The following is a 21,509-nucleotide window of genomic DNA, read 5'->3' as shown; positions in this document are numbered from 1 at the left end:
TTCCCCTCGGCGGGTGCGGCCGGTGAGCAGGGCGGACCAGGTGTGGGTGCGGTGTATGCGGTGCTGATATGGGTGCGTGCGCGGGGGTGCGTGCTGTACGTACGTACGCCGGTCAGGCCGGCGAGAACAGGTGGTCGCTGATGAGCCGGGCGGCGCCGATCACCCCGGCGGCCGGGCCCAACTCGCCCAGGACGATGGGGAGATTGCCAGTCGCAAGCGGCAGCGACCTGCGGTAGACCTGGGTGCGGACGCTGGCCAGCAGATTGTGTCCGAGGCCGGTCACCCCACCGCCGATCACCACCAGGCCGGGGTTGAAGAAGCTGACGAGTCCGGCGATGACCTGGCCGACGCGGTTGCCGCCCTCGCGGATGAGTTCCAGCGAGGTCGCGTCGCCCGCGGCGGCCGCGCCGGCGACGTCGGCGGCGGTGAGCCTGCCCGCCGCCTCCAGCCGGGCGGCGAGTTCGGGCGAGTGGCCCGAGCGCGCCGCGTCCTCGGCGTCGCGGGCGAGCGCGGCGCCGCTGAAGTGGGCTTCCAGGCAGCCCTTGTTGCCGCAGGCGCAGGCCCGGCCGGCCGGATCGACCTGGATGTGGCCGATGTCGCCGGCGCTGCCCGTCGTACCGCGGTAGACCTCGCCGCCGACGACGATGCCGCAGCCGATACCCGTACCGATCTTGACGCAGAGGAAGTCGTTCACGGAGCGGGCGACACCCGCGTGCTGTTCTCCCATCGCCATCAGGTTCACGTCGTTGTCGACCATGACCGGGCAGCCCAGCTCCTGGCTGAGGGCCTCCCGTACGGGGAACCCGTCCCAGCCCGGCATGATCGGCGGCGCGACCGGGACGCCCTCGGGGAAGCGGACCGGGCCCGGGACGCCGATACCGGCGCCGTCGAACCCCTCCGCGAGTCCCGAGGCCCTGAGTTTGGCCGCCATCGCGAGCACCTGCTCGAAGACGGCGACCGGTCCCTCCCGGACGTCCATCGGGTGGTTGAGGTGGCCGAGTACCTCCAACTCCGCGTTGGTGACGGCGACATCGACCGAGGTGGCTCCGATGTCCACCCCGAGGAAGCGGAGGGCGGGCGCGAGCCGGATGTTGTGCGAGCGGCGGCCGCCGCGCGAGGCGGCGAGACCGTCGGCGACGACCAGACCGGTTTCCAGCAGCCGGTCGACTTCGACAGCGAGCTTGGAGCGGGAGAGGTCGACCTGATCCCCGAGCTGCGCCCGGGAGTTCGGACCGCCGTCACGCAGCAGGCGGAGCAGTCGCGCCTGGTGCGCGTTCGCGGGTCGAGCCGTCATGCGCCTCACGCCGCCCCTCCCGCCTCGATCGGCTTCTCTGTCGGGCTTTCGAGGGGAACGTAGCAGCGCTTTGCCGGGGTGGGAAGAAGTTGCGCACGGATTCGCTACGACTTTCTCCACCGCCAGGACAAAGACCGGCCTTCGGCCCAGCCGCCCGTCAGGGGCAGCGGATCACCTGGCCCGCGTACGAGAGGTTGCCGCCGAAGCCGAAGAGCAGCACCGGCGCACCCGACTCGACCTCGCCACGCTCGATCAGCTTGGACAGCGCCATCGGGATGGAGCCGGCCGAGGTGTTGCCGGAGTCGACCACGTCACGGGCGATCACGGCGTTGACCGCGCCGATCTTCTGGGCGACCGGCTCGATGATCCGCAGGTTGGCCTGGTGCAGGACGACCGCGGCGAGCTCCTCGGGCGCCACCCCGGCCCGCTCGCACACCTTCCGGGCGATCGGCGGCAGCTGGGTGGTCGCCCACCGGTACACGGACTGCCCCTCCTGCGCGAAGCGCGGCGGCGTGCCCTCGATGCGTACGGCGTGGCCCATCTCGGGCACCGAGCCCCAGAGCACCGGGCCGATGCCCGGCTCCTCGCTCGCCTCGACGACCGCCGCGCCGGCGCCGTCGCCGACGAGCACGCAGGTGGTGCGATCCGACCAGTCGGCGATCTCGGCCATCTTGTCCGCGCCGATCACCAGCGCCCGGGTGGCCGATCCGGCCCGTACGGCGTGGTCGGCGGTGGCCAGGGCGTGGGTGAAGCCCGAGCACACGACGTTGAGGTCCATCGCCGCGGGTGAGCCCATCCCGAGCCGGGCGGCGACCCGGGCGGCCATGTTCGGGGAGCGGTCGATCGCGGTGGAGGTGGCGACCAGTACGAGGTCGATGTCACCGGGAGTGATGCCGGCGGCGGCCAGCGCCTTGGCGCCGGCGTGCGCGGCCAGCTCGTCGACCGGTTCGTCCGGGCCCGCCACGTGCCGGGTCCGGATGCCCACGCGGCTGCGGATCCACTCGTCGCTGGTGTCGACCAGAGCCGCCAGGTCGTCGTTCGTGAGCACCTTGGCGGGCTGGTAGTGCCCGAGCGCGACCACGCGTGAGCCGGTCATATACGGATCCCCCTCGTACGGAAGTCAGGAACCACCCAGTCTTGGTTGCTACCCCCCGGTACGACGGCAGGTGATCCGACAGGATTCGGACCCCGGACTTTGGCACTTCCCCAAGGTCGGCAACCCTCCGTGATCAGCTGCAAACACGTTATCCACATGCGTGTCCTCCCCAGGTACCGCGTGCAGGAGAATGGCCGGTGAATCGAAACGACTGGGGCTGATCACCATGGGACGGGTCACCGAGCGCCGCCGCGTCATCCGCATCCGGGACGGGGCCGTCTCCACCCGCCCCGACACGCTCGTCGCCGAGGAGCCGCTGGAGATCCGGCTGAACGGCAAGCCGCTCGCCATCACGATGCGCACACCGGGCGACGACTTCGCCCTCGCCGCCGGATTCCTGGTGAGCGAGGGCGTGCTCGGCGCGGCGGAGGAGCTGCAGTCCATCGTGTACTGCGCGGGGGCCACGGCGGAGGGCCTGAACACGTACAACGTGGTGGACGTGAAGCTCGCCCCGGGCGTGCCGGTCCCGGACATCACGCTGGAGCGGAACGTCTACACGACCTCGTCGTGCGGTCTGTGCGGCAAGGCGAGCCTGGACGCCGTACGCACCTCTGCCCGCTTCCCGATCGACGACACACCTCCGGTCCGCCTGGAGCCGTCGCTGCTCGCCGCTCTACCGGACCGGCTGCGGGCGGCACAGCGGGTGTTCGAGCGGACCGGGGGGCTGCATGCGGCGGCGCTGTTCTCCCCGGACGGCGAGCTGCTGGACGTACGGGAGGACGTCGGCCGGCACAACGCCGTCGACAAGCTGGTCGGCCGGGCGCTGCAGGACTCCCGGCTGCCGCTGTCGCAGTCGGTGCTGCTGGTCTCCGGACGGGCTTCCTTCGAGCTCGCCCAGAAGGCGGTGATGGCAGGCATACCGGTGCTGGCCGCCGTCTCCGCCCCCTCGTCCCTCGCCGTCGATCTCGCCGTCGAGACCGGTCTCACGCTGGTCGGGTTCCTGCGCGGCGCGTCCATGAACGTGTACGCGGGTGAGCACCGCGTCGCGCTGACGGCCGCGGCCGCGCAGGGCTGATCCGGGGGTTCTGTTCGCCTCCGGGGCCTCGTGTGCCCCTTCGGCTCACTCGCTCGCGACGCGCAGCACGAGCTTGCCGTGGTTCTCTCCGCTGAACAGCTTCAGCAGGGTGTCGTGGAAGGCGTCGACGCCGCCGTCCACGACGTCCTCCAGTGACCGCAGCCTGCCTTCCGCCAGCCACCCGGCCAGTTCGGTCACGGCCTGGCCATACCGGTCGGCGTAGTCGAAGACCACCATGCCGGTCATGCTCGCGCGGTTCACCAGGAGGGACAGGTAGTTGGCCGGGCCCTTGACCGGCTCCGTGCTGTTGTACTGCGAGATCGCGCCGCAGATGACGATGCGGGCCCCGCGTGCCAGCCGGGTCAGCACGGCGTCGAGGATGTCGCCGCCGACGTTGTCGAAGTAGACGTCCACACCGTCGGGCGCCAGCTCGCGCAGCGACTTCTTCACGTCGTCGGACCGGTAGTCGATGGCGGCGTCGAAGCCGAACTCCTCCACCAGCATGCGGCACTTGCGCTCGCCGCCGGCGATACCGATGACCCGGCAGCCCTTCAGCTTGGCGATCTGGCCCACCACACTGCCCACGGCACCGGCCGCGCCGGACACCACGACCGTCTGGCCGGCCTCGGGGCGGCCGATGTCGAGCAGGCCGAAGTACGCCGTCATGCCGGTCATCCCGAGGGTGCCGAGGTAGACGGGCAGCGGGGCGAGGGCGGGATCGATGGTGGTGACCCCGCGCCCGTCGGACACGCAGTACTCCTGGACGCCGAACGAGCCCGACACGTAGTCGCCCTCGGCGAAGCCTGGGTGCCGGGACGCCAGGACCCGGCCGACCGCGCCCGCGCGCATCACTTCGCCGAGCTTGACCGGCGGTATGTACGACTTGCCCTCGTTCATCCAGCCGCGCATCGCCGGGTCGAGCGAGATCTGCAGCACCTGCACCAGGAGCTCGCCGTCGCCCGGCTCACCGACCGGCTCCTCGGTCCGCTCCCAGTCGGCGGGCCGGGGCAGCCCGACCGGACGTGCGGCCAGACGGACTTGGTGGTTGATGCGGCTCATGGGGCTGCTCCTCGACGGCGGTGACCGACTGGTCGGTATGGCGTGGGGTACGAATCTAGCCGTCCCCACCCCCCGCCGACAACGCCCGGCGTGCGTTACGGACCACTCACGGACCGCTCACTGCCGGGCGCCACGGTCCCGCCGGGCGCCGCGGCGACGCGCTTCGGCCGGGGCGGGGATCACCTGGAGGGTCAGCGTGAGCGGTGGTTCGGACTCGCCCGGGCCGCCGGCCGCGGCCCAGGCCAGGATGTCGTCCGTACTGTCGTCGTCGAGTGCCCAGCCGACCCAGACGGCCCTGCCGCCCTGCTGGCGGCCGGCCGACGAGGGCTGCACCACGACGACGTTGGCCTGTCCGCACGGGCCGAGGCAGTCGCTCGTACGGACGGCGAACCGCCCGCCCGAGGCGGCCGCGGCGGCCCGCATCCGGGCCAACTGGCCCGCGTGGTCGGTACCGGGGTGTTTGCGGGGGTCGCCGCAGCAGCAGCCGCGGCACACCACGAGGGTGCAGGGGCGTTGCCGGAAGGGCCGTATGGAGGTGTTCGTCACGCCCCGATCTTGTCAGGGGGTGCGGGTACGGTCGGAAGCGTGACTGGGGATGCGACTGGGGACGTGACCGGGGAGCCGACCGCCGAGCAGCGCAGGGTGCTGAGCCGGGCCGACCCGGACACCGGTCTGCTGCAGGGCTCGGCGCCGGTGCTGGCGGCACTGGTCGCGCGCGGGCTGGCGTTGCGTCACCCGCGGCCGCCGCACCGGCACTTCCTGACCCCGGCGGGACAGCGGCTCCGGCAGCAGCTGGGCGCCCTGGCCGTCCATTCGCCGGCGCCGCGGGCGTCCGGGGCGTTCGCCGCAAGGACCGACACCGCATCGGTGGAGGCCGAGGACCCGGTGCGGGCGCGGGAGGTGCGGAGCGCCTGGGCGGGCCTGCTGGAGATCCGCCGCCTGACGAACCCCGAGCACGCCGTCGACCGGCCGTGCGCCTGGGAGCGCGGCCACCTGGTACAGGCCGCCGCCCTCGCCCTGGAGGCCGGCATCGGCACGGGCTACCGGGTGGCCGGCACCGCCCAGCCCGAGGCGGTCCGGGTGGACGGCCCCCGGCTGGCGGAGTCCGCGGCCACGCTGGAGGCGGCAGGCTGGCAGACCTCCGACCACCTGGACCGCCGGTCCGGGACGCGGTATCTGCTGGCGTCGCCGCGGCGGGGTTAGGGCCTGTCCGGCGGATCAGGGCCGGATAGGACGCGGCGTCTGGTGCACTGCGCTTCGCTCCGTCTCCGCTCTTTTCCAGGCCCTTGGATGCGGAGCTGCATCGCAAGGCGCCGGAGTGTCCTAATAGCGGAGCTATTCGGGCATTTCGGCAACGCGGCGAGGTGCCGTGCCAGGCGTCGTGGCCCCGGCCATGATCCGCCGGACAGGCCCTGACCGTTCAGGCCTGCTGCTCGCTGATGTTGACCAGCCAGGTGACGCCGAAGCGGTCCGTACACATCCCGAAGACGTCGCCCCACATCTGCTTCTCCAGCGGGACCGAGACCGTGCCGTCACCGGAGAGCTTGTCCCAGTAGCCGCGCAGTTCGCCGGCGTCCTCCCCGCTCACGCTCACGGAGATGTTGTTTCCGGGCTTGTACTCCATCCCGGGCGGGGTGTCGGCACCCATGAGCGTGAAGCCGCTGTCGGTCTCGAGCATGCTGTGCATGATCTTGTTGGCGGCGTCTCCGGCCTCCTTCTCGCCGAAGTCACCGTAGGTGTTCACCGTGAGGGTGCCGCCGAAGATCCGCTTGTAGAACTCCATGGCTTGCCGGGCGTCGCCGTCGAAGCTGATGTAGGGATTGAGTCGAGAAGGCACGAATCTCGCCTTTCGTGATGAGCCGTCAGTTCTGGCAGGTTAGGCGATCTGCTGCCGACGGTCGGGGCGACTCCCCGACGGTCCGGCCTCGGTCAGCCGCCGACGTGGATGCCGGGGCGGCGGTCGGGGTCGGGTTCGTGACTGCGGATGATCTCGCGAGTGACAGGAGCGGTGTCGCCGCGGCCGAGCAGGAAGTAACGGACCATGTGCACCAGAGGGCTGCCCTCAGCCCACGCGAAGTAGCAGTGCGGCTGAACGCCGGTGGCGTCGCGGAGGGCGAGCAGGACCGCGGCGATGGCGTTCGGCGCGGCCGGGGCCTCGGCGCGCAGGATCCGGTGGCCGTCGACCTCGACGCCCCGTACGGCGAGGGTTTCGCTGAAGTCGGACGGGTCGACCACGTCGATCTCCAGGAACAGCACGTCGGCCGGGCCGGGCACGGGGTTGGTTCCGCGCTGCTCGCGCTCCTTGGCGCTGTATTCGGCGACGTCGCCGGCCTGGCGCCGGTTGGCGATGATGTTGATGGAGTTGTCGTGGGCGAGGGTGTCGGTGATGAACCGACGGGCGGCCTCGTCGAAGACGATGCGGTCGGCGCGCAGTTCGGTGGTGCGCGACACCCGGGAGATCAGCGACACGACAATGATGCCGGCGATGAAGAAGCCCGAGATGGTGATGCCGTCGGGCTTGTCGACGATGTTGTACGCCAGGGCGTAGAGAAGGACCACGGTGAGCAGTCCGAACCCGACCGCGACCGGCCGACGGCCACGGCGTGAAACAGAGATGGTGACGGCGAAGGCACCGGAGACCATCATGGCCAGAATGCCGGTGGCGTAGGCGCCGGCCTGGGCGTCGACGTCGGCGTCGAACGCGATGGTGATGAGGACGCACAGGGCGGTGTAGACGAGCACGACGGGCCGTACCGCCCTGCCCCATTCCGGGGCCATGCCGTAGTCGGGCAGGTAGCGCGGGACGATGTTGACCAGTCCTGCCATGGCGGATGCACCCGCGAACCACAGAATCAGGATGGTGCTGATGTCGTAGGCCGTGCCGAACGCTTCCCCGACGTGTTCGTGGGCAAGCCAGGCCAGGGCCCGGCCGTTGGCCGCGCCACCGGGTTCGAACTCCTCATGGGGGATGAGGACGGTGGTCACGAAGCTGGAGGACAGCAGGTAGACGCTCATGATGAGCGCGGCGGTGGTCAGCAGTGCGCGGGTGTTGCGGATCCGAGAGCGCAGCCGCTGCTCGTCATCGGTGCCGTCGGCGGCGACGAGCGGCATCATGCTCACCCCGGTCTCGAAGCCCGACAGACCCAGGACCAGCAGGGGGAACGCCAGGAGCGCCGGCGTCATCAGGTCGCCGAAGCCGCCTCCGCCCTCGAGGAGCGCGTCCGTCCAGGCCGAGAACGCCCCCGGTGTCGTGAACACATGGACCAGACCGATGGCGATGATCACCGCGTTGAGCGCCAGGAAGACCGCGACCAGCGGGATGGCCACGCTGACCGCTTCACTGAACCCGAGCAGGAACACCCCTCCGAGCACCAGCAGCAGCGCTACCGTGAGGGCGACCTCGTGACCGTGCAGCGCGGCGGGGAAGAAGGGGTTCTCCACCACGTGCACGGAGGCGTCCGCCGTGGACAGGGTGATCGTGATGATCCACGACGTGGCCACGAAACCGAGCAGGATCAGCACGAACAGCTTGCCCCACCAGAACGGCAGCAGGTCCTCCAGCATCGCCACCGACCCGGCGCCGTGCGGGCTCTCCTTCGCCACCCGCCGGTACATCGGCAGCATCCCCAGCAGGGTCAGCGCCACGATCAGCAGCGTCGCCAGGGGCGAGACCGCCCCGGCCGCGAGCGCGGCGATCGCCGGTACGTAGGCCAGGCTGGAGAAGTAGTCCACGCCGGTCAGGCACATCACCTTCCACCAGGCGTGCGGCTCGGCGTGTCCCTCATCGGCCGCCGGCCCGACCGGCTGCACCTGGTGACGCAGCAGCCACCGCGCCAGGCTGCTGGTCGGCTGTGCCGGGGGAGCCGGACTGTCCACCACCTCCGGCAGCACCGGTTCGTTCGCGTCCTTCATCCCCATCAGCCTTCCTGCCTGCCCAGCGCACCGGTCACGCCGCAACGATCACCGAGTATGCGACCTCTCGGTACCGCCGCCCGCCACCGGGGCGACGCTCGGTCGGCTGCGCGCGTGCTCGCCGCTGGTCAGGCGCGCACGGGTGCCTCGGTGGGGCGGGCCGCGGTCCGTTCCGGGTGGGCCCGGCGCTTGGCTATGACCGCGCAGACCATCAGCTGCATCTGATGGAAGAGCATCAGCGGCAGCACCGCGAGCCCGGCCTGCGCTCCGAACAGCACGCTCGCCATGGGAAGCCCGGCCGCAAGGCTTTTCTTCGAGCCGGCGAACTGGATCGCGATCCGGTCGGCCCGGTCGAAACCGAGCCGCTTCGCGCCGTACCAGCTGATCGCCAGCATCGCGGCGAGCAGGACCGCCTCCGCCCCGAGCAGCGCGCCGAGGCGGGCCGGGCTCACCCGGTCCCAGATGCCCTGCACCATGCCGGCGCCGAACGCGGTGTAGACGACGAGCAGGATCGAGCCGCGGTCGACGTAACCGAGGACCTTCCTGTGGCGGGCCAGGAAGCCGCCGATCCAGCGGCGCAGCAGCTGGCCCGCGGCGAACGGCGCGAGCAGCTGGAGGACGATCCGCAGCAGCGAGTCCGCCGAGAAACCTCCCCCGCCGCCGATGAGCAGCGCCGCGAGCAGCGGGGTCAGCACGATGCCGGCCAGGCTGGAGAACGAGCCGGCGCAGATCGCGGCGGGGACGTTGCCGCGGGCGATCGAGGTGAAGGCGATCGAGGACTGGATCGTCGAGGGAACCAGGCAGAGGAAGAGGAAGCCGGCATACAGCTCGGGCGTCAGGACGTACGGGACGAGCCCCCGCGCCGCGAGGCCGAGCAGCGGGAAGACCGCGAACGTGCAGGCCAGCACGGTCAGGTGGAGCCGCCAGTGCCGCAGGCCGTCGAGCGCCTCGCGGGTGGAGAGCCGGGCGCCGTAGAGGAAGAAGAGCAGGGCGACCGCGCCGGTGGAGACGCCGCCGACGGCCTCGGCGGCCGAGCCGCGGGCCGGCAGGACGGCCGCCAGGGCCACCGTGCCGATCAGGGCCAGGATGTACGGGTCGACCGGCAGCCAGGACGGCAGTTTCAGGCGGGGCATGTGCTCACTTGCTCTCAGGTCCTCATGGCTCTCGTGCCTGCCGTGGCTCTCGTGCCTGCCGTGGCTCTCCTGCCTTCGCGGCTCTCCTGCCTTCGCGGCTCTCGCGGCTCACGGCTCGTGCCTCTCGTGCTGGGCTCGCGCGGGCTCCATCCTCCCCCAGCCTCCGGTGATCGGGAATCCCGTACACCGCTCTGACTGCCATCACGGATCGCGATGAGCGCGGGCTAGGCTGGCCGTATGTACGACCCCGCTCAGCTGCGTACGTTCCTCACCGTCGCCCAGACGCTGAGCTTCACCCAGGCCGCCCGCCGGCTCGGGCTGCGGCAGTCGACCGTGAGTCAGCACGTCCGCCGGCTGGAGGACGCGACCGGCCGGCAGCTCTTCAGCCGGGACACGCACAGCGTGGAGCTGACCGAGGACGGCGAGGCGATGCTCGGTTTCGCCCGCACGATCCTGGAGGCGAACGAGCGGGCGGCGGCGTTCTTCACCGGGACCCGGCTGCGCGGCCGGCTGCGGTTCGGCGCCTCGGAGGACTTCGTCCTCACCCGGCTCCCGGAGATCCTCACCGCCTTCCGGCACGACCATCCCGAGGTCGACCTCGAACTCACCGTCGAGCTCTCGGGCACGCTGCACGAGCGGCTCGCGGCGGGCCGTCTCGACCTGGTCCTCGCCAAGCGGCGCCGCCCGGAGGACGACCGGGGCCGGCTGGTCTGGCGCGACCGCATGGTGTGGATCGGCGCGGAGGGGCTGCGTCTCGATCCCGACCGACCGCTGCCGCTGATCGTCTTCCCGCCGCCGGGCATCACCCGCGCCCGCGCGCTGGAGGTCCTGGAGCGGCACGGCCGCCCCTGGCGCATCGCGTGTACGAGCGGCAGCCTCAGCGGCCTCGTCGCCGCCGCCCGGGCGGGCCTCGGCGTGATGGCGCACACCCGGGGCCTGATCCCGCCGGGGCTGGTCCGGGTGCCCGACCGGGCGGGCCTGCCGGAGCTGGGCGAGGTGGAGTTCGTCCTGCTGCACGGCGGCCGCGACACAGCGGCCCGGGGGCCGGCGGACGCGCTGGCGGCCGCGATCCTGGCGGGCGGCGACCGGCTGCATCCGGGGCACCGGCCGGCCGTCCCGTAGAGCGGGCGTGTCCACCTCGTACAGATTCGGTGGAGATTCCACCGCGCTCTACTTACTCTCCGGTCAGGAGCCGGCCCAACCCGGCCCGGTGAAGCCGTGTTTCGGCGGCTGACCTGTGCGGATGCCGGGCGCGTACGGCGCCGGAAGGCCCTCCCGCCGGGGCGCGCGGTGGGGTACCGTCACCGGCGCTGTGCGGAGCGCCACATCGGAGCGCCACAGTGCGCCACTGGCGGAGCGCCACAAGGAGCAGGTCATTGCGCGAGTTCACCTCCCCACCCGTGGCAATGGCGCCACCGGTCGGCGGACTGGCCGACGTCGTCTTCGAGCATGCCGAGGACGACCCGCACCGGGTCGCGCTGGGCCGCAAGGACGCCGACGGGAACTGGCAGGACGTGACCTCGGCGCAGTTCCGTGACGAGGTGCTGGCGCTCGCCAAGGGACTGGTCGCCCACGGCGTCCGGTTCGGCGACCGCGTGGCGATCATGTCGCGCACCCGCTACGAGTGGACGCTCTTCGACTTCGCGCTCTGGTCCATCGGCGCGCAGCCCGTGCCCGTCTATCCGACGTCGTCCGTCGAGCAGGTCTTCTGGATGCTGTACGACGCGGAGGTCACCGCCTGCGTGGTCGAGCACGAGGACCACGCCATGACCATCGGCTCGGTCGTCGGCCGGCTGCCCCGGCTCGGCCGCCTGTGGCAGCTGGACGCCGGAGCCGTCACCGAGCTGACCGAGGCCGGCGTGGACATCGACGACGACGTGGTGCACCGGCACCGGCGGGCGGTCACCCCGGACTCGATCGCCACCGTGCTCTACACCTCCGGTACGACCGGCCGCCCCAAGGGCTGTGTGATCACGCACGGCAACTTCATGTTCGAGACGGACACCCTGATCGCGCGCTGGGAGCCGGTGTTCCACTCCAAGCCCGGAGACACGGCGGCCACCCTGCTCTTCCTGCCGCTCGCCCACGTCTTCGGACGGATGGTCGAGATCGCGGCCATCCGCGGCCGGGTCAAGATGGGCCACCAGCCGGTGCTGGCGGCGGAGGCGCTGCTGCCCGACCTGGCCACGTTCCGGCCGACGTTCATCCTGGCCGTCCCGTACATCTTCGAGAAGGTCTTCAACGCGGCGCGACGGAAGGCGGAGGCGGCGGGCAAGGCCGGGCCTTTCGACAAGGCCGCCGAGGTGGCGGTGCGGTACGCGGAGGCCCAGGAGCACAAGGCGTTCGGCACCGGGCCCGGCCCGTCGGCCGGGCTGCGGATGCAGCACCAGCTCTTCGAGAAGCTGGTCTACGGCAAGGTCCGCGAAGCCATGGGCGGGCGGGTCCGGCACGCCATGTCGGGCGGCTCGGGGATGAACCGCCGGCTCGGGCTGTTCTTCGAGGGCGCGGGCGTCACGGTGTTCGAGGGGTACGGCCTGACGGAGTCCAGCGCGGCGGCGACCGCCAACCCGCCCGAGCGCACCCGGTACGGGACGGTGGGACAGCCCATCCCCGGTACCACCGTGCACATCGCGGACGACGGGGAGGTGTGGCTGCGCGGCGGCCATCTGTTCTCCGGGTATCTGAACGACCCCAAGGCCACCGACGCGGTACTGAACGACGGCTGGCTGGCCACCGGGGACCTCGGCGCCCTCGACGAGGACGGCTATCTCACCATCACCGGGCGCAAGAAGGAGATCCTGGTGACGTCCAGCGGCAAGAGCATCTCGCCGGTGGGCCTGGAGGAGCGGGTCCGGTCGCATCCGCTGGTCGCCCAGTGCATCGTGGTGGGCAACGACCGGCCGTACGTCGCCGCGCTGCTGACCCTGGACCCGGAGGGTGTCGCGCACTGGCTGGCGATGCGCGGCAAGGCACCCATGACCCCCGTCGAGCTGGTGCGGGACCGGGATCTGGAGACCGAGGTCCGGCGGGCGGTGGTGGCCGCGAACACGCTGGTGTCCCAGGCCGAGTCGATCCGTACGTTCCGGATACTGGCGCACCAGTTCACCGAGGAGCACGGGCTGCTGACGCCGTCTCTCAAGCTCAAGCGCAAGGCCATCGCGAAGGCGTACGCCGCCGAAGTGGAGGCGCTCTACCACGCGTGACGGAACTCCGGCCGCTCCCGGGGACGTTACCTGACGGTTCATCAATTAACGCTGCGTCAGTTATTGACGGTTCATCAGGTCCCTCGCAGAATGCGGGCATTCCGACGGAGGGACCCACCGTGTTGCGACCGATCCGCACCATCGCCGCAGCCGCAGCAGCGCTGCTGCTCGCCACCGCCTGCAACTCCGCGTCCACCAGCAACTCCGGCAACCCCGGCAACAGCCCAGGGAAGAACGGTGGTTCGGTACGGGGAGTGACAGCCAACTCCATCAAGGTCGGCGGCATCGTCTCCATGACAACCGCCGGCGGCTACAGCAAGAAGGACACCGACCTCGGCGCCAGAGCCCGCTATCTCCGCGCCAACGAGGAGGGCGGCATCCACGGCCGGAAGATCGACTACCTCGGCGCGGAGGACGACGGCCAGGACCCCGCCCGCAACATGGCCGCGGCCCGCAAGCTCGTCCAGCAGGACAAGGTCTTCGCCGTCGCCCCCATGAGCTCGGTCACCTTCTCCGGAGCCGACTTCCTGGAGCAGTCGAAGGTACCGACCTTCGGCTGGGGCACCCTCCCCGCCTTCTGCGGCCCCAAGCACATCTACGGCTACAACGGCTGCCTGGTCCCGATGCCCGGCGGCACGCTCAACCAGACCTGGCCGGAGGGGATCGCCACCGTGCTCGGCGGCAGCGCCAAGGGCAAGTCGGTCGCGCTGATCGCCACCGACAACGACGCGGGGAAGTTCGGCATCCGCACCTTCACCCAGGGCTTCACCACCGCCGGTTTCACGGTGTCGTACGCCAAGGCCTCGGTGCCCGCGACCGCGGTGCCGAACGACTGGTCCACGTACACCAAGGAGATCATGCGCAGCGACGGGGGCCAGGCGCCCGACGCCGTCATCTCCGTGATGCAGACCCCGAACAACATCGGACTGTTCACCTCGCTCAAGCGCGCCGGATACCGGGGACTCCTCTCCGACCCCACCGACTACGACCCCGGACTGCTCACCAAGGACGCCACCAGGCAGGCGCTCGACGGGGTCCATGTACTGCTGCAGTTCGAGCCGTTCGAGTCGACGAGCGAGAACATGGCGCGGTTCAAGGCCGACATCAGGAAGGCGGCCGGCGGCAAGGACGTGCCGCTCAACATGCACATGATGACCGGATACATGTCCGCCGACCTGTTCGTCTCCATCGCGCAGAAGGCCGGCAAGGACCTGACCGTCGAGAGCTTCCAGACGGCGGCGGGCTCGTTCTCCGACACGGGCACGCTGGTCGGCGACCGCAGCGAGCCGAAGGGGCAGCGGGAGAGCTTCGGCTGCGGGGCGCTGGTACAGCTGAGGAACGGCAGGTACGAGGTGTCCGTGCCGTTCAAGTGCTACCCGCCGGTCCCCTTCAAGTAGGCCCGGCGCCATGGGAGATCTGCTGGGCTTCGTCCTGAGCGGTCTGGTCTCCGGCGCACTGTACGCACTGCTGGCCACCGGTCTTGTGCTGTCGTACTCCGCGTCCGGGCTCTTCAACTTCGCGCACGGCGCCACCGCCTATCTGTGCGCGCTCACCTTCTACGAACTGCACTCCGGCTTCGGCTGGCCCGCGGTGCCGACCGCCGTGCTGGTGGTGGGGGTACTCGCTCCCGGGCTCGGCTGGGGGCTGGACCGGCTGATGTTCCGAAAGCTCGCCCGGGTCGGCGAGACAGCGCAGATCGTCGCCACGATCGGCCTGCTGGTCGCGCTGCCCGCGGCCGGCCTGTGGGTGGTGGAACTGCTGGAGGACGCCGGGGCGCCGGTGGTCCCGGCGGAGAACCAGTTCGGGCTGCCCGGGGTCGGGCCGAGCCCCGCCCGGTCGTGGCAGCTCGCGGACGGCCTCGGCATCGACTCCGATCAGTTGATCACCTGGGTGGCGACGGCGGTGGTCGCCGTCGGGCTGTGGCTGCTGATGCGGCACACCCGGCTCGGCCTCCAGTTGCGGGCCGCCGTCGACAACCGCTCCCTGACGGAACTGCGCGGCATCAGCGCGGACCGGCTGTCGTCGATCGCGTGGATGCTGGCGTCCGGGCTGGCGGGTCTCGCGGGCGTGCTCGCCACGCCGCTGCTGGGGCTGTCCGCGCACGACTTCACCCTCTTCCTGTTCGTCTCGGCGACGGCGGCGGTGCTCGGACGGTTCGCGTCGGTCCCGCTGGCGTTCGCGGGCGGGCTCGCGCTGGGCGTGCTGCAGAACCTCGTCGCCGGCTACGCGTCGTTCGCCGAGCGGATCACCGGGTTCCGTACAGCCGTTCCGTTCCTGATCCTCTTCGCCGGGCTGCTGATCCTGACCCGGCGGCAGCGGACGGCGGGGATCGCGGCGGCCGACGCGCCCCCGGTCGACTACCTCGCGGGGCGGTCGTGGGGGCGGCGGTGGGGGCCGTGGACGGTGGGCGCGGTGCTGCTGGCCGTGGCGTTCTACACGGTCACCACGCCGTTCTGGAGCGGGATACTCGCCCAGGGGCTCGCGATCTCGCTGGTATTCGTCTCCTTCACGGTGGTCACGGGCCTGGGCGCGATGGTGTCGCTGGCCCAGGCGACGTTCGTGACCGGCGCGGCGCTGGTGGCCGGGCTGCTGATGAGCCACGGCTGGCCGTTTCTCGCCGCCGCGCTCGTCGGTACCTGCGGGGCGGCGGTACTCGGGGCACTGGTCGCCCTGCCCGCGCTGAGGCTGGGCGGCAGGAGTCTGGCGCTGGCGACCCTCGCGCTGGCGTTCCTCGCCGACCAGGTGCTGTTCCAGCTGCGGTGGCTGCGCAACGGCGACACCGGATGGCCGGTCCCCCGCCCCGTCATCGGTCCCGTCGACCTGACGGACGACCGGGCGATGGGGGTGGCCCTGGTGATCCTGGTGGCGACGGTCGTCGCCTCGCTGAGCGCGCTGCGGAACTCGCCGTCGGGGCGCGCGATGCTGGCGGTACGGTCCGCACCCGCGGCGGCGATGGCCTGCGGAATCTCCGTGATCCGCACGAAGCTGCTGCTCTTCACGCTCTCGGCGGGGCTGGCGGGGTTCGGCGGCGTCATGTACGCGTCGTACAACACGCGCATCACCGCCACCGACTTCACCGCGATGACAGGTCTGATCTGGCTGGCCGTGGTGGTCGCGGCGGGGCTGCGCAGGCCACAGTTCGCGGTGGTGGCGGGCCTGGTGTTCGCGGTGGTCCCGCATGTCCTGGCGGACTACGTGACGGAGTCGTCCCACCTCCCGGTGATCCTCTTCGGCCTGGCTGGCCTGGCCCTGGCGAACGACCCGGACGGCTACTGCGCGGCGATCCCGGTACGACGGCACCGGCGCGGGGCGGCGGATCCGGTTGCGTCCCCCGGCGGGGGTGCGGGTGCGGGGAGAGCTGCTCCCCTGCCCCTCCGGCCCGTGCCCGCCCGCTCGGCGGCGGCTGAAACGCCGACCTCGCCGCCAGGGGCCGCAGGCCGCGCGGCGGGTTCCGCGAAGCGGAACGCTCGTCGCGTACAGCGGCGGGCTGGGTGGACTCCCCCCGGTTGCGGGAAGGGGCGGGGTGGGGAAAATACGCCCCCGCCGCCGGCGGGTACGGAACCGGCGCGGCCTCCCGCGCTGGAGCTGCGCGGCGTGCATGCGGGGTACGACGGTGCCGGTGTGCTGCACGGGGTGGATCTGCGCGTGCGGGCCGGGGAGATCCTCGCGTTGCTCGGGCCCAACGGGGCCGGGAAGTCCACGGCCTGCCGGGTCGCCGCCGGGCTGCTCGCCACCGAGCACGGCCGGATCCTCGTCGCCGGGCGGGACGCCACCCGCGAGGGCGCAGTCCAGCGGGCCCGGAGCGGGGTCGTCCTGGCCCCCGAGGGGCGCGGCATCTTCGCCGGGCTCACCATCGAGGAGAACCTCGCCCTCTACCTGGTGGAGAAGGACGCCCGCGACGCGGTGTACGCCCGGTTCCCCGGCCTGGCCAAGCGCCGTACCGTACAGGCCGGTTCGCTCTCCGGCGGGGAGCAGCAGCTGCTCGCCCTCGCCCCGCTGCTCCAGCGGCCACCGGACGTGCTCGTCGCGGACGAGCCGTCCCTCGGACTCGCCCCCCGCGTGGTGGACGACGTCTTCCGGCTGCTGACGGAGTTGCGCACGGCCGGCACCGCGCTGCTCCTCGTCGAGGAGAAGGCCGCCGAGATCCTCGGCGTCGCCGACACCGTGGCGTACCTGGCCCAGGGGCGGGTCTCCTGGTGCGGGCCCCGCTCCGAGGTGGATGCCGACCGGCTCGCCGAGGCCTATCTCGGAATGGGGGTGGCACGGTCATGAGCGAGTACGTGCTGGAGGGCTCCGGCATCGGCGTCCGGTTCGGCGGGATCCGGGCCCTCGAAGGCATGTCGGCCGGGGTCCGGGCCGGCGAGGTGTGCGGGCTGATCGGCCCGAACGGGGCAGGCAAGACGACCCTGTTCGACGTCCTGTCCGGAATTCGCCGGCCCGACGAGGGGCGGGTTCTCCTCGACGGCACGGACATCACGCGCCGCTCCCCCGTCTGGCGCGCCCGGCACGGCGTGCGGCGGACCTTCCAGCGGCAGCAGCTCTTCGGCCAGCTGACCGTGTCGGACAACCTGGTCGTCGCGCAGGAGTGGCGCGGCGGCGGGGGCGGCCTGGCCGCCGATCTGTGCGCGGCACCCACCCGGCGGACCCGGGAGGCGAAGCGGCGCGAGCGCGCCGCCGCCGTACTGCGGGACTGCGGGCTCGACGCGCTCGCCGACGCGTACGCCGGCGGGCTGCCCGTCGGCCGGGCCCGCATGGTGGAGCTGGCCCGCGCCCTGGCGGACCCGCCCCGCGTCCTGCTGCTGGACGAGCCCGCGTCCGGGATGTCGGCCCACGAGCGGGCCCAACTGGCCGCCGTGGTACGGCATCTGGCCGATGAGCTGGGCTGCGCGGTACTGCTCGTCGAGCACAACGTGGCGTTCGTGATGGAGCTGTGCACCCGGGTCGTGGTGCTGGACCTGGGTGCCGTGCTGGCCGAGGGCGGCGCGGCGGACGTACGGGAGAACCCGGCCGTGCGCGACGCGTACCTCGGGACGGCCGGCTAGGGGGTGTCCGGGCCTGGAGCGGGAACGCGCCGGGCCCTGGGAATGCGTCGCGCGATCTGATCGTTGACGATGGAGTACCACGTCCACGACCTAAGGATTCGACCGCTCGTGAGCCAGGTCCCCACCATCACCCTCAACAACGGCGTAGTGATGCCCCAGCTCGGCTACGGTGTCTGGCAGGTGCCGGACACCGAGGCCGCGAAGGCCGTCGGCACCGCACTCGAGGCCGGGTACCGCAGCATCGACACGGCAGCGGCCTACGAGAACGAGGAGGGCACCGGACAGGCGCTCGCCTCCTCCGGGATCGCCCGCGAGGAGCTCTTCGTCACCACCAAGCTGTGGAACAGCGCCTCACAGACATGGACGCGTGACAGCGTCCTGCGCGACTTCGACGCCTCCCTCGACAAGCTCCGCCTCGACTACGTCGACCTCTACCTCATCCACTGGCCGCGCCCGATGCGGGACGACTACCTCACCATCTGGCGCGCGTTCGAGGAGATCGCCCAGAGCGGCCGCGCCAAAGCGGTCGGCGTCTCGAACTTCCGGCCCGCCCATCTGCGGCGCCTGCTCGACGAGACCTCGGTCGTGCCGGCCGTCAACCAGGTCGAGCTGCATCCGCGGCTCCAGCAGTCCGAACTGCGCGCGTTCCACGCCGAGCACGGCATCGCGACCGAGGCCTGGTCGCCGCTGGGCCAGGGCAAGGGGCTGCTCGACATTCCGACGATCATCGCCATCGCCCACAAGCACGGCCGGACACCCGCCCAGGTGGTCCTGCGCTGGCACGTCCAGACCGGCAATGTCGCGATCCCCAAGTCCGTGACCCCGTCCCGGATCCAGGAGAACATCGACGTCTTCGGCTTCGAACTGGACGCGGAGGATCTTTCCGCGCTCACGGCCCTCGACACCGGTGACCGGCTCGGCCCGGACCCGGACACGTTCGACTACAACTGACAACCTGCGAAAAGGGCCGGCCCGGCGCGGGACGCCGGGCCGGCCCCGTACGTCAGCTGGTCCAGAAGTCCCACCAGCGGGTCAGGATCAGCATGCCGATGCCGCCGACCCAGACCACCGGCACGACCCAGTGGAACTCCAGAAGTCCCGTGCGCAGCCCGGCCGGCACGGGGACGAAGCCGTGCCGGATGTTGTGCAGGGTGACGTAGCTGAACATCACGATGGTGGCGACCCAGGCCAGAGAGCACCACAGGCACAGCGAGTTGATGTTGTAGAGCGACTGGTACTGGAGCCAGGTGCAGAACCCGACACCGAACAGCGTGCCCGCGTTCAGCCCGAGCCAGAACCAGCGCCGGTAACGCGCCCCCGCCAACAGCCCCATCCCGACGGCGACCACCACCGCGTACGTGACCAGCCCGAGCATCGGGTTGGGGAACCCGAACGCCGACGCCTGCTCGCTCTCCATGATGTTGCCGCAGGAGACCACCGGATTCAGGCTGCACCCGGGGACGAAATCCGGATCCTCCAGCAGCTTGAACTTGTCGATCGTGATGACCCAGGAAGCGAGCAGCCCCGCCGCACCGGAGATCACCAGCAGCCAGGCGAACGCCCGCCCGCCGCCGACCGCGGCCTCGTGGCTCGCCCCGGCCCGGCCGGGCTGCGCGTCATCACCCCCCGACACCCGCGTCCTCACGCTGTCCTGCTGCATCTGGAGCCCGTTCGGCACGTCCGACCCACCTTCACGAATGAGGTCATGACGGTACTCGCCGGACCTGCGCATCCCGCCCCCGTCACGCCCGGATTCACCGAAACGAAGGTGCCGCGCGGGACGTACGTTCACCCCGCGCCCGCCCCCGCGGCCCGGTGGACATCCGCCCCGTTGAACATCGCCGCGTTCCCTTCCGTATACCTCGGTGCGCGCCGTGCCAGCCGCCACAACCAGCTCCCGCCGCCATGGAGGAACAGCAGTTCTCACAGCAGAAACCGGGAGGCATCATGCGTCAGAACCGGCGCGCAGCAGGGCCCAGCACGTCGATGCGGACGGCGGCGGTCGTCGCCGCGGCGGTCACCGTCCTCGCCCTTGTCCTGATCGCGATACGGGGCAGCAGCGGAGAGGCGTCGGCGGGACAGGCGGCCGCAGCGCTCCCCCAGCACGGCGGAGGTCACGCCGGCGTCTCCAACCGGGCCGGCGCACCGGCCACGGATCAGGAACGGGCGGCGCCCCAGCCGGTGACGGAGGTGGACAAGACCTTCCTCGTCAAGGTGCGTCAGGCCGGGCTCTGGGAGATACCCGCCGGCCGGCTGGCACAGACGAACGGGTCCAGCGAGGCCGTGAAGCGCGCGGGACTTCATCTGATCGACGGCCACAGCAAACTCGACCAGCTGGTCCGCGAGGACGCCGCGATCCTCGGCGTCGAGATTCCGGACGAGGCGACGCCCGAACAGCAGGACTGGGTCAAGCAGTTGGAGAACGCCCGTGGCGCGGAGTTCGACCGTCTCTTCGCCAACGTCCTGCGCTCGTCGCACGGCAAGATCTTCGCCACCATCGGTGAGGTCAGGGCCGCCACCCAGAACGACCTCATCCGTCGGCACGCACGCCAGGCCAACCAGACCGTCCTGGACCACATGGAGGTTCTGGAGGACTCCGGCCTCGTCACCCCCGAGACGTTCAAGGAGGTGGAAGACGCAGTCGCTCCCCAGTAGTTCGAATAGTTCCGAAACTCCGGCCATCACTTTTGCACTGTGCAATGATGGCTGCGGTGGAGGGCCCTGGCGTTGGCAGGGGCCCGGGCCGGGAGCGGCACTGGCACGGTGACGCAGCTCAACTCCGCGCTTCTGCCCGGACTTCCGGGCCCTCCTCCCCCGTACAGTCACCCCTGTACAACCGGTACACACCGCAGAGGGCCTCCAACGCGTCCCCGGTCAGGGGGCGTTGGAGGCCGTCCGCATCACGTGGCGAGGGCGTACCTCACTCCGGGACGTGGGTCACTCCGGGGGGTACTGCTCCTTGCCGCGGGTGCCCTGCGGCCGGGACCCGCCGGGGGTCTGGCCCTGGCGCTCGGTCTGCTCCTGCAGGCGGCGGGCCTGCTCCTGGAGCTTCTGGCGCTCCTGCGGGTCGGTCGCGCGCTCCGCGGCTTCGTTCAGCTGCTGGACCTTCTGGCGCATCTGCTGAGCTCGGTTACCGGACTCGTTTGCGACGCTCATTGTCACTCCTCTTGCGTAGGGTGAGCGGGCTCCCTCAGCGAACCAGGGTCCGCGCGGCGCCGCATCTCGGAGCGTCACCGTCCGTCACGGTATGCGTCTGACGTGCCAGAACGTGCCTTCGTGGCCCGGCGGGACCAGGCGCAGCACCCGCTCCAGCCAGGCCGACAGCGCCAGGGCCGGTGCCTGGAGCAGCGCTTGGCCGTCGGGCGCGGTCAGCAGCAGGTAGACGAAGCCGGCGGTGAGCGGCGTCTTCCCCCGCCAGATCTTGACGTCGCCCTGCCCCGCGGGGTGGTAGAGGGCTTCGATGAGCAGATCGCGGGCGAAGCACCAGTGCACGGGCGTGGACGTGTCGGTGTGGAAGGTGAAGTGGACGGCGTACGGATCGTCCGTGCGGTACACGAGCCGGGCCGGCACCGGCACGATCCGGCCCGCGTCCAGCACGAGTTGGCAGACCAGGTCACGTTCGACCGTCGTGTGTGCGACCTCTCCCGGCGGGTGTGCGCGGTGCGGCACGGACGGGCTCCTCACCCCTGAGTGTG

At 71.3% G+C, this 21,509-nt stretch carries 19 protein-coding genes; 9 read left to right on the top strand and 10 right to left on the bottom strand.

All coding sequences use genetic code 11. The features are described from left to right. Nucleotides 1-112: 112 nt before the first annotated feature. Nucleotides 113-1,294 (bottom strand): ROK family protein, encoded by a 1,182-nt coding sequence (locus ACWV17_RS17470; RefSeq protein WP_455351586.1) that lies wholly within the window; start codon nt 1,292-1,294, stop codon nt 113-115. A gap of 157 nt (nt 1,295-1,451) precedes the next feature. Beyond that, nucleotides 1,452-2,390, bottom strand: coding sequence for a beta-ketoacyl-ACP synthase III (locus ACWV17_RS17465; protein WP_455351587.1), 939 nt, complete (start codon nt 2,388-2,390; stop codon nt 1,452-1,454). A gap of 226 nt (nt 2,391-2,616) precedes the next feature. Between ACWV17_RS17465 and fdhD the strand changes: the two genes are divergently transcribed. Then, nucleotides 2,617-3,465, top strand: a complete 849-nt coding sequence (fdhD, locus tag ACWV17_RS17460; RefSeq protein WP_455360501.1) for a formate dehydrogenase accessory sulfurtransferase FdhD — start codon at nt 2,617-2,619, stop codon at nt 3,463-3,465. A 45-nt stretch (nt 3,466-3,510) separates the two neighbouring features. Here the strand turns inward: fdhD and ACWV17_RS17455 are convergent, their stop codons facing one another. Together ACWV17_RS17455 and ACWV17_RS17450 are read right to left on the bottom strand one after the other, a co-directional pair. Continuing rightward, nucleotides 3,511-4,524: an NADP-dependent oxidoreductase gene (locus ACWV17_RS17455; protein WP_455360462.1), complete on the bottom strand. Its 1,014-nt coding sequence runs from the start codon at nt 4,522-4,524 to the stop codon at nt 3,511-3,513. Between the two features lie 117 nt (nt 4,525-4,641). Further along, nucleotides 4,642-5,070, bottom strand: a complete 429-nt coding sequence (locus tag ACWV17_RS17450; RefSeq protein WP_455360461.1) for a (2Fe-2S) ferredoxin domain-containing protein — start codon at nt 5,068-5,070, stop codon at nt 4,642-4,644. A 39-nt stretch (nt 5,071-5,109) separates the two neighbouring features. Here ACWV17_RS17450 and ACWV17_RS17445 point away from each other — a divergent pair, with 39 nt between their 5' ends. Beyond that, nucleotides 5,110-5,727 carry a hypothetical protein gene (locus ACWV17_RS17445; RefSeq protein ID WP_455360460.1) on the top strand — a complete coding sequence of 206 codons (618 nt, stop codon included), beginning with the start codon at nt 5,110-5,112 and terminating at the stop codon, nt 5,725-5,727. A gap of 217 nt (nt 5,728-5,944) precedes the next feature. On the opposite strand, the gene ACWV17_RS17440 is transcribed toward ACWV17_RS17445, so the two are convergent. From ACWV17_RS17440 to ACWV17_RS17430, 3 genes are all read right to left on the bottom strand, one after another. Continuing rightward, nucleotides 5,945-6,361 (bottom strand): VOC family protein, encoded by a 417-nt coding sequence (locus ACWV17_RS17440; RefSeq protein WP_455360459.1) that lies wholly within the window; start codon nt 6,359-6,361, stop codon nt 5,945-5,947. 92 nt (nt 6,362-6,453) lie between these two features. After that, the gene (locus ACWV17_RS17435) at nt 6,454-8,442 is read right to left on the bottom strand and encodes an amino acid transporter (protein WP_455360458.1); all 1,989 of its coding nucleotides are present in this window, start codon (nt 8,440-8,442) and stop codon (nt 6,454-6,456) included. A gap of 122 nt (nt 8,443-8,564) precedes the next feature. Beyond that, complete coding sequence (locus ACWV17_RS17430) at nt 8,565-9,569, bottom strand: bile acid:sodium symporter family protein (protein WP_455360457.1); 1,005 nt, start codon at nt 9,567-9,569, stop codon at nt 8,565-8,567. 237 nt (nt 9,570-9,806) lie between these two features. Between ACWV17_RS17430 and ACWV17_RS17425 the strand changes: the two genes are divergently transcribed. From ACWV17_RS17425 to ACWV17_RS17400, 6 genes are all read left to right on the top strand, one after another. Then, the gene (locus ACWV17_RS17425; protein WP_455351594.1) at nt 9,807-10,691 is read left to right on the top strand and encodes a LysR substrate-binding domain-containing protein; all 885 of its coding nucleotides are present in this window, start codon (nt 9,807-9,809) and stop codon (nt 10,689-10,691) included. A gap of 278 nt (nt 10,692-10,969) precedes the next feature. After that, nucleotides 10,970-12,772 carry an AMP-dependent synthetase/ligase gene (locus ACWV17_RS17420; RefSeq protein ID WP_455360500.1) on the top strand — a complete coding sequence of 601 codons (1,803 nt, stop codon included), beginning with the start codon at nt 10,970-10,972 and terminating at the stop codon, nt 12,770-12,772. Nucleotides 12,773-12,891: 119 nt separating this feature from the next. Continuing rightward, on the top strand, nt 12,892-14,169 hold the full coding sequence (locus ACWV17_RS17415) for an ABC transporter substrate-binding protein (RefSeq protein ID WP_455360456.1): 1,278 nt from the start codon (nt 12,892-12,894) through the stop codon (nt 14,167-14,169). A 10-nt stretch (nt 14,170-14,179) separates the two neighbouring features. Further along, the gene (locus ACWV17_RS17410; protein WP_455360455.1) at nt 14,180-17,044 is read left to right on the top strand and encodes an ABC transporter permease subunit; all 2,865 of its coding nucleotides are present in this window, start codon (nt 14,180-14,182) and stop codon (nt 17,042-17,044) included. Further along, nucleotides 17,041-17,814: an ABC transporter ATP-binding protein gene (locus tag ACWV17_RS17405; RefSeq protein WP_455360454.1), complete on the top strand. Its 774-nt coding sequence runs from the start codon at nt 17,041-17,043 to the stop codon at nt 17,812-17,814. The genes ACWV17_RS17410 and ACWV17_RS17405 overlap by 4 nt, the downstream gene beginning before the upstream one ends. A 108-nt stretch (nt 17,815-17,922) precedes the next feature. Further along, nucleotides 17,923-18,765, top strand: a complete 843-nt coding sequence (locus tag ACWV17_RS17400) for an aldo/keto reductase (protein ID WP_455360453.1) — start codon at nt 17,923-17,925, stop codon at nt 18,763-18,765. 52 nt (nt 18,766-18,817) lie between these two features. Here the strand turns inward: ACWV17_RS17400 and ACWV17_RS17395 are convergent, their stop codons facing one another. Continuing rightward, a complete protein-coding gene (locus ACWV17_RS17395; protein ID WP_455360499.1) occupies nt 18,818-19,474 on the bottom strand; it encodes a vitamin K epoxide reductase family protein in 657 nt (218 codons plus the stop codon). Between the two features lie 287 nt (nt 19,475-19,761). Here ACWV17_RS17395 and ACWV17_RS17390 point away from each other — a divergent pair, with 287 nt between their 5' ends. Next, nucleotides 19,762-20,469, top strand: a complete 708-nt coding sequence (locus tag ACWV17_RS17390) for a DUF4142 domain-containing protein (protein WP_455351599.1) — start codon at nt 19,762-19,764, stop codon at nt 20,467-20,469. 282 nt (nt 20,470-20,751) lie between these two features. Here ACWV17_RS17390 and ACWV17_RS17385 read toward each other — a convergent pair whose 3' ends face one another. Together ACWV17_RS17385 and ACWV17_RS17380 are read right to left on the bottom strand one after the other, a co-directional pair. After that, complete coding sequence (locus ACWV17_RS17385) at nt 20,752-20,970, bottom strand: DUF6381 family protein (protein ID WP_455351600.1); 219 nt, start codon at nt 20,968-20,970, stop codon at nt 20,752-20,754. An 84-nt stretch (nt 20,971-21,054) separates the two neighbouring features. Then, the gene (locus tag ACWV17_RS17380; protein ID WP_455360452.1) at nt 21,055-21,483 is read right to left on the bottom strand and encodes an SsgA family sporulation/cell division regulator; all 429 of its coding nucleotides are present in this window, start codon (nt 21,481-21,483) and stop codon (nt 21,055-21,057) included. Nucleotides 21,484-21,509: the final 26 nt, after the last annotated feature.

The sequence above is a fragment of the Streptomyces mabaensis genome (genome assembly GCF_053763515.1).
This window is presented reverse-complemented; position numbering and strand designations above follow the sequence as displayed.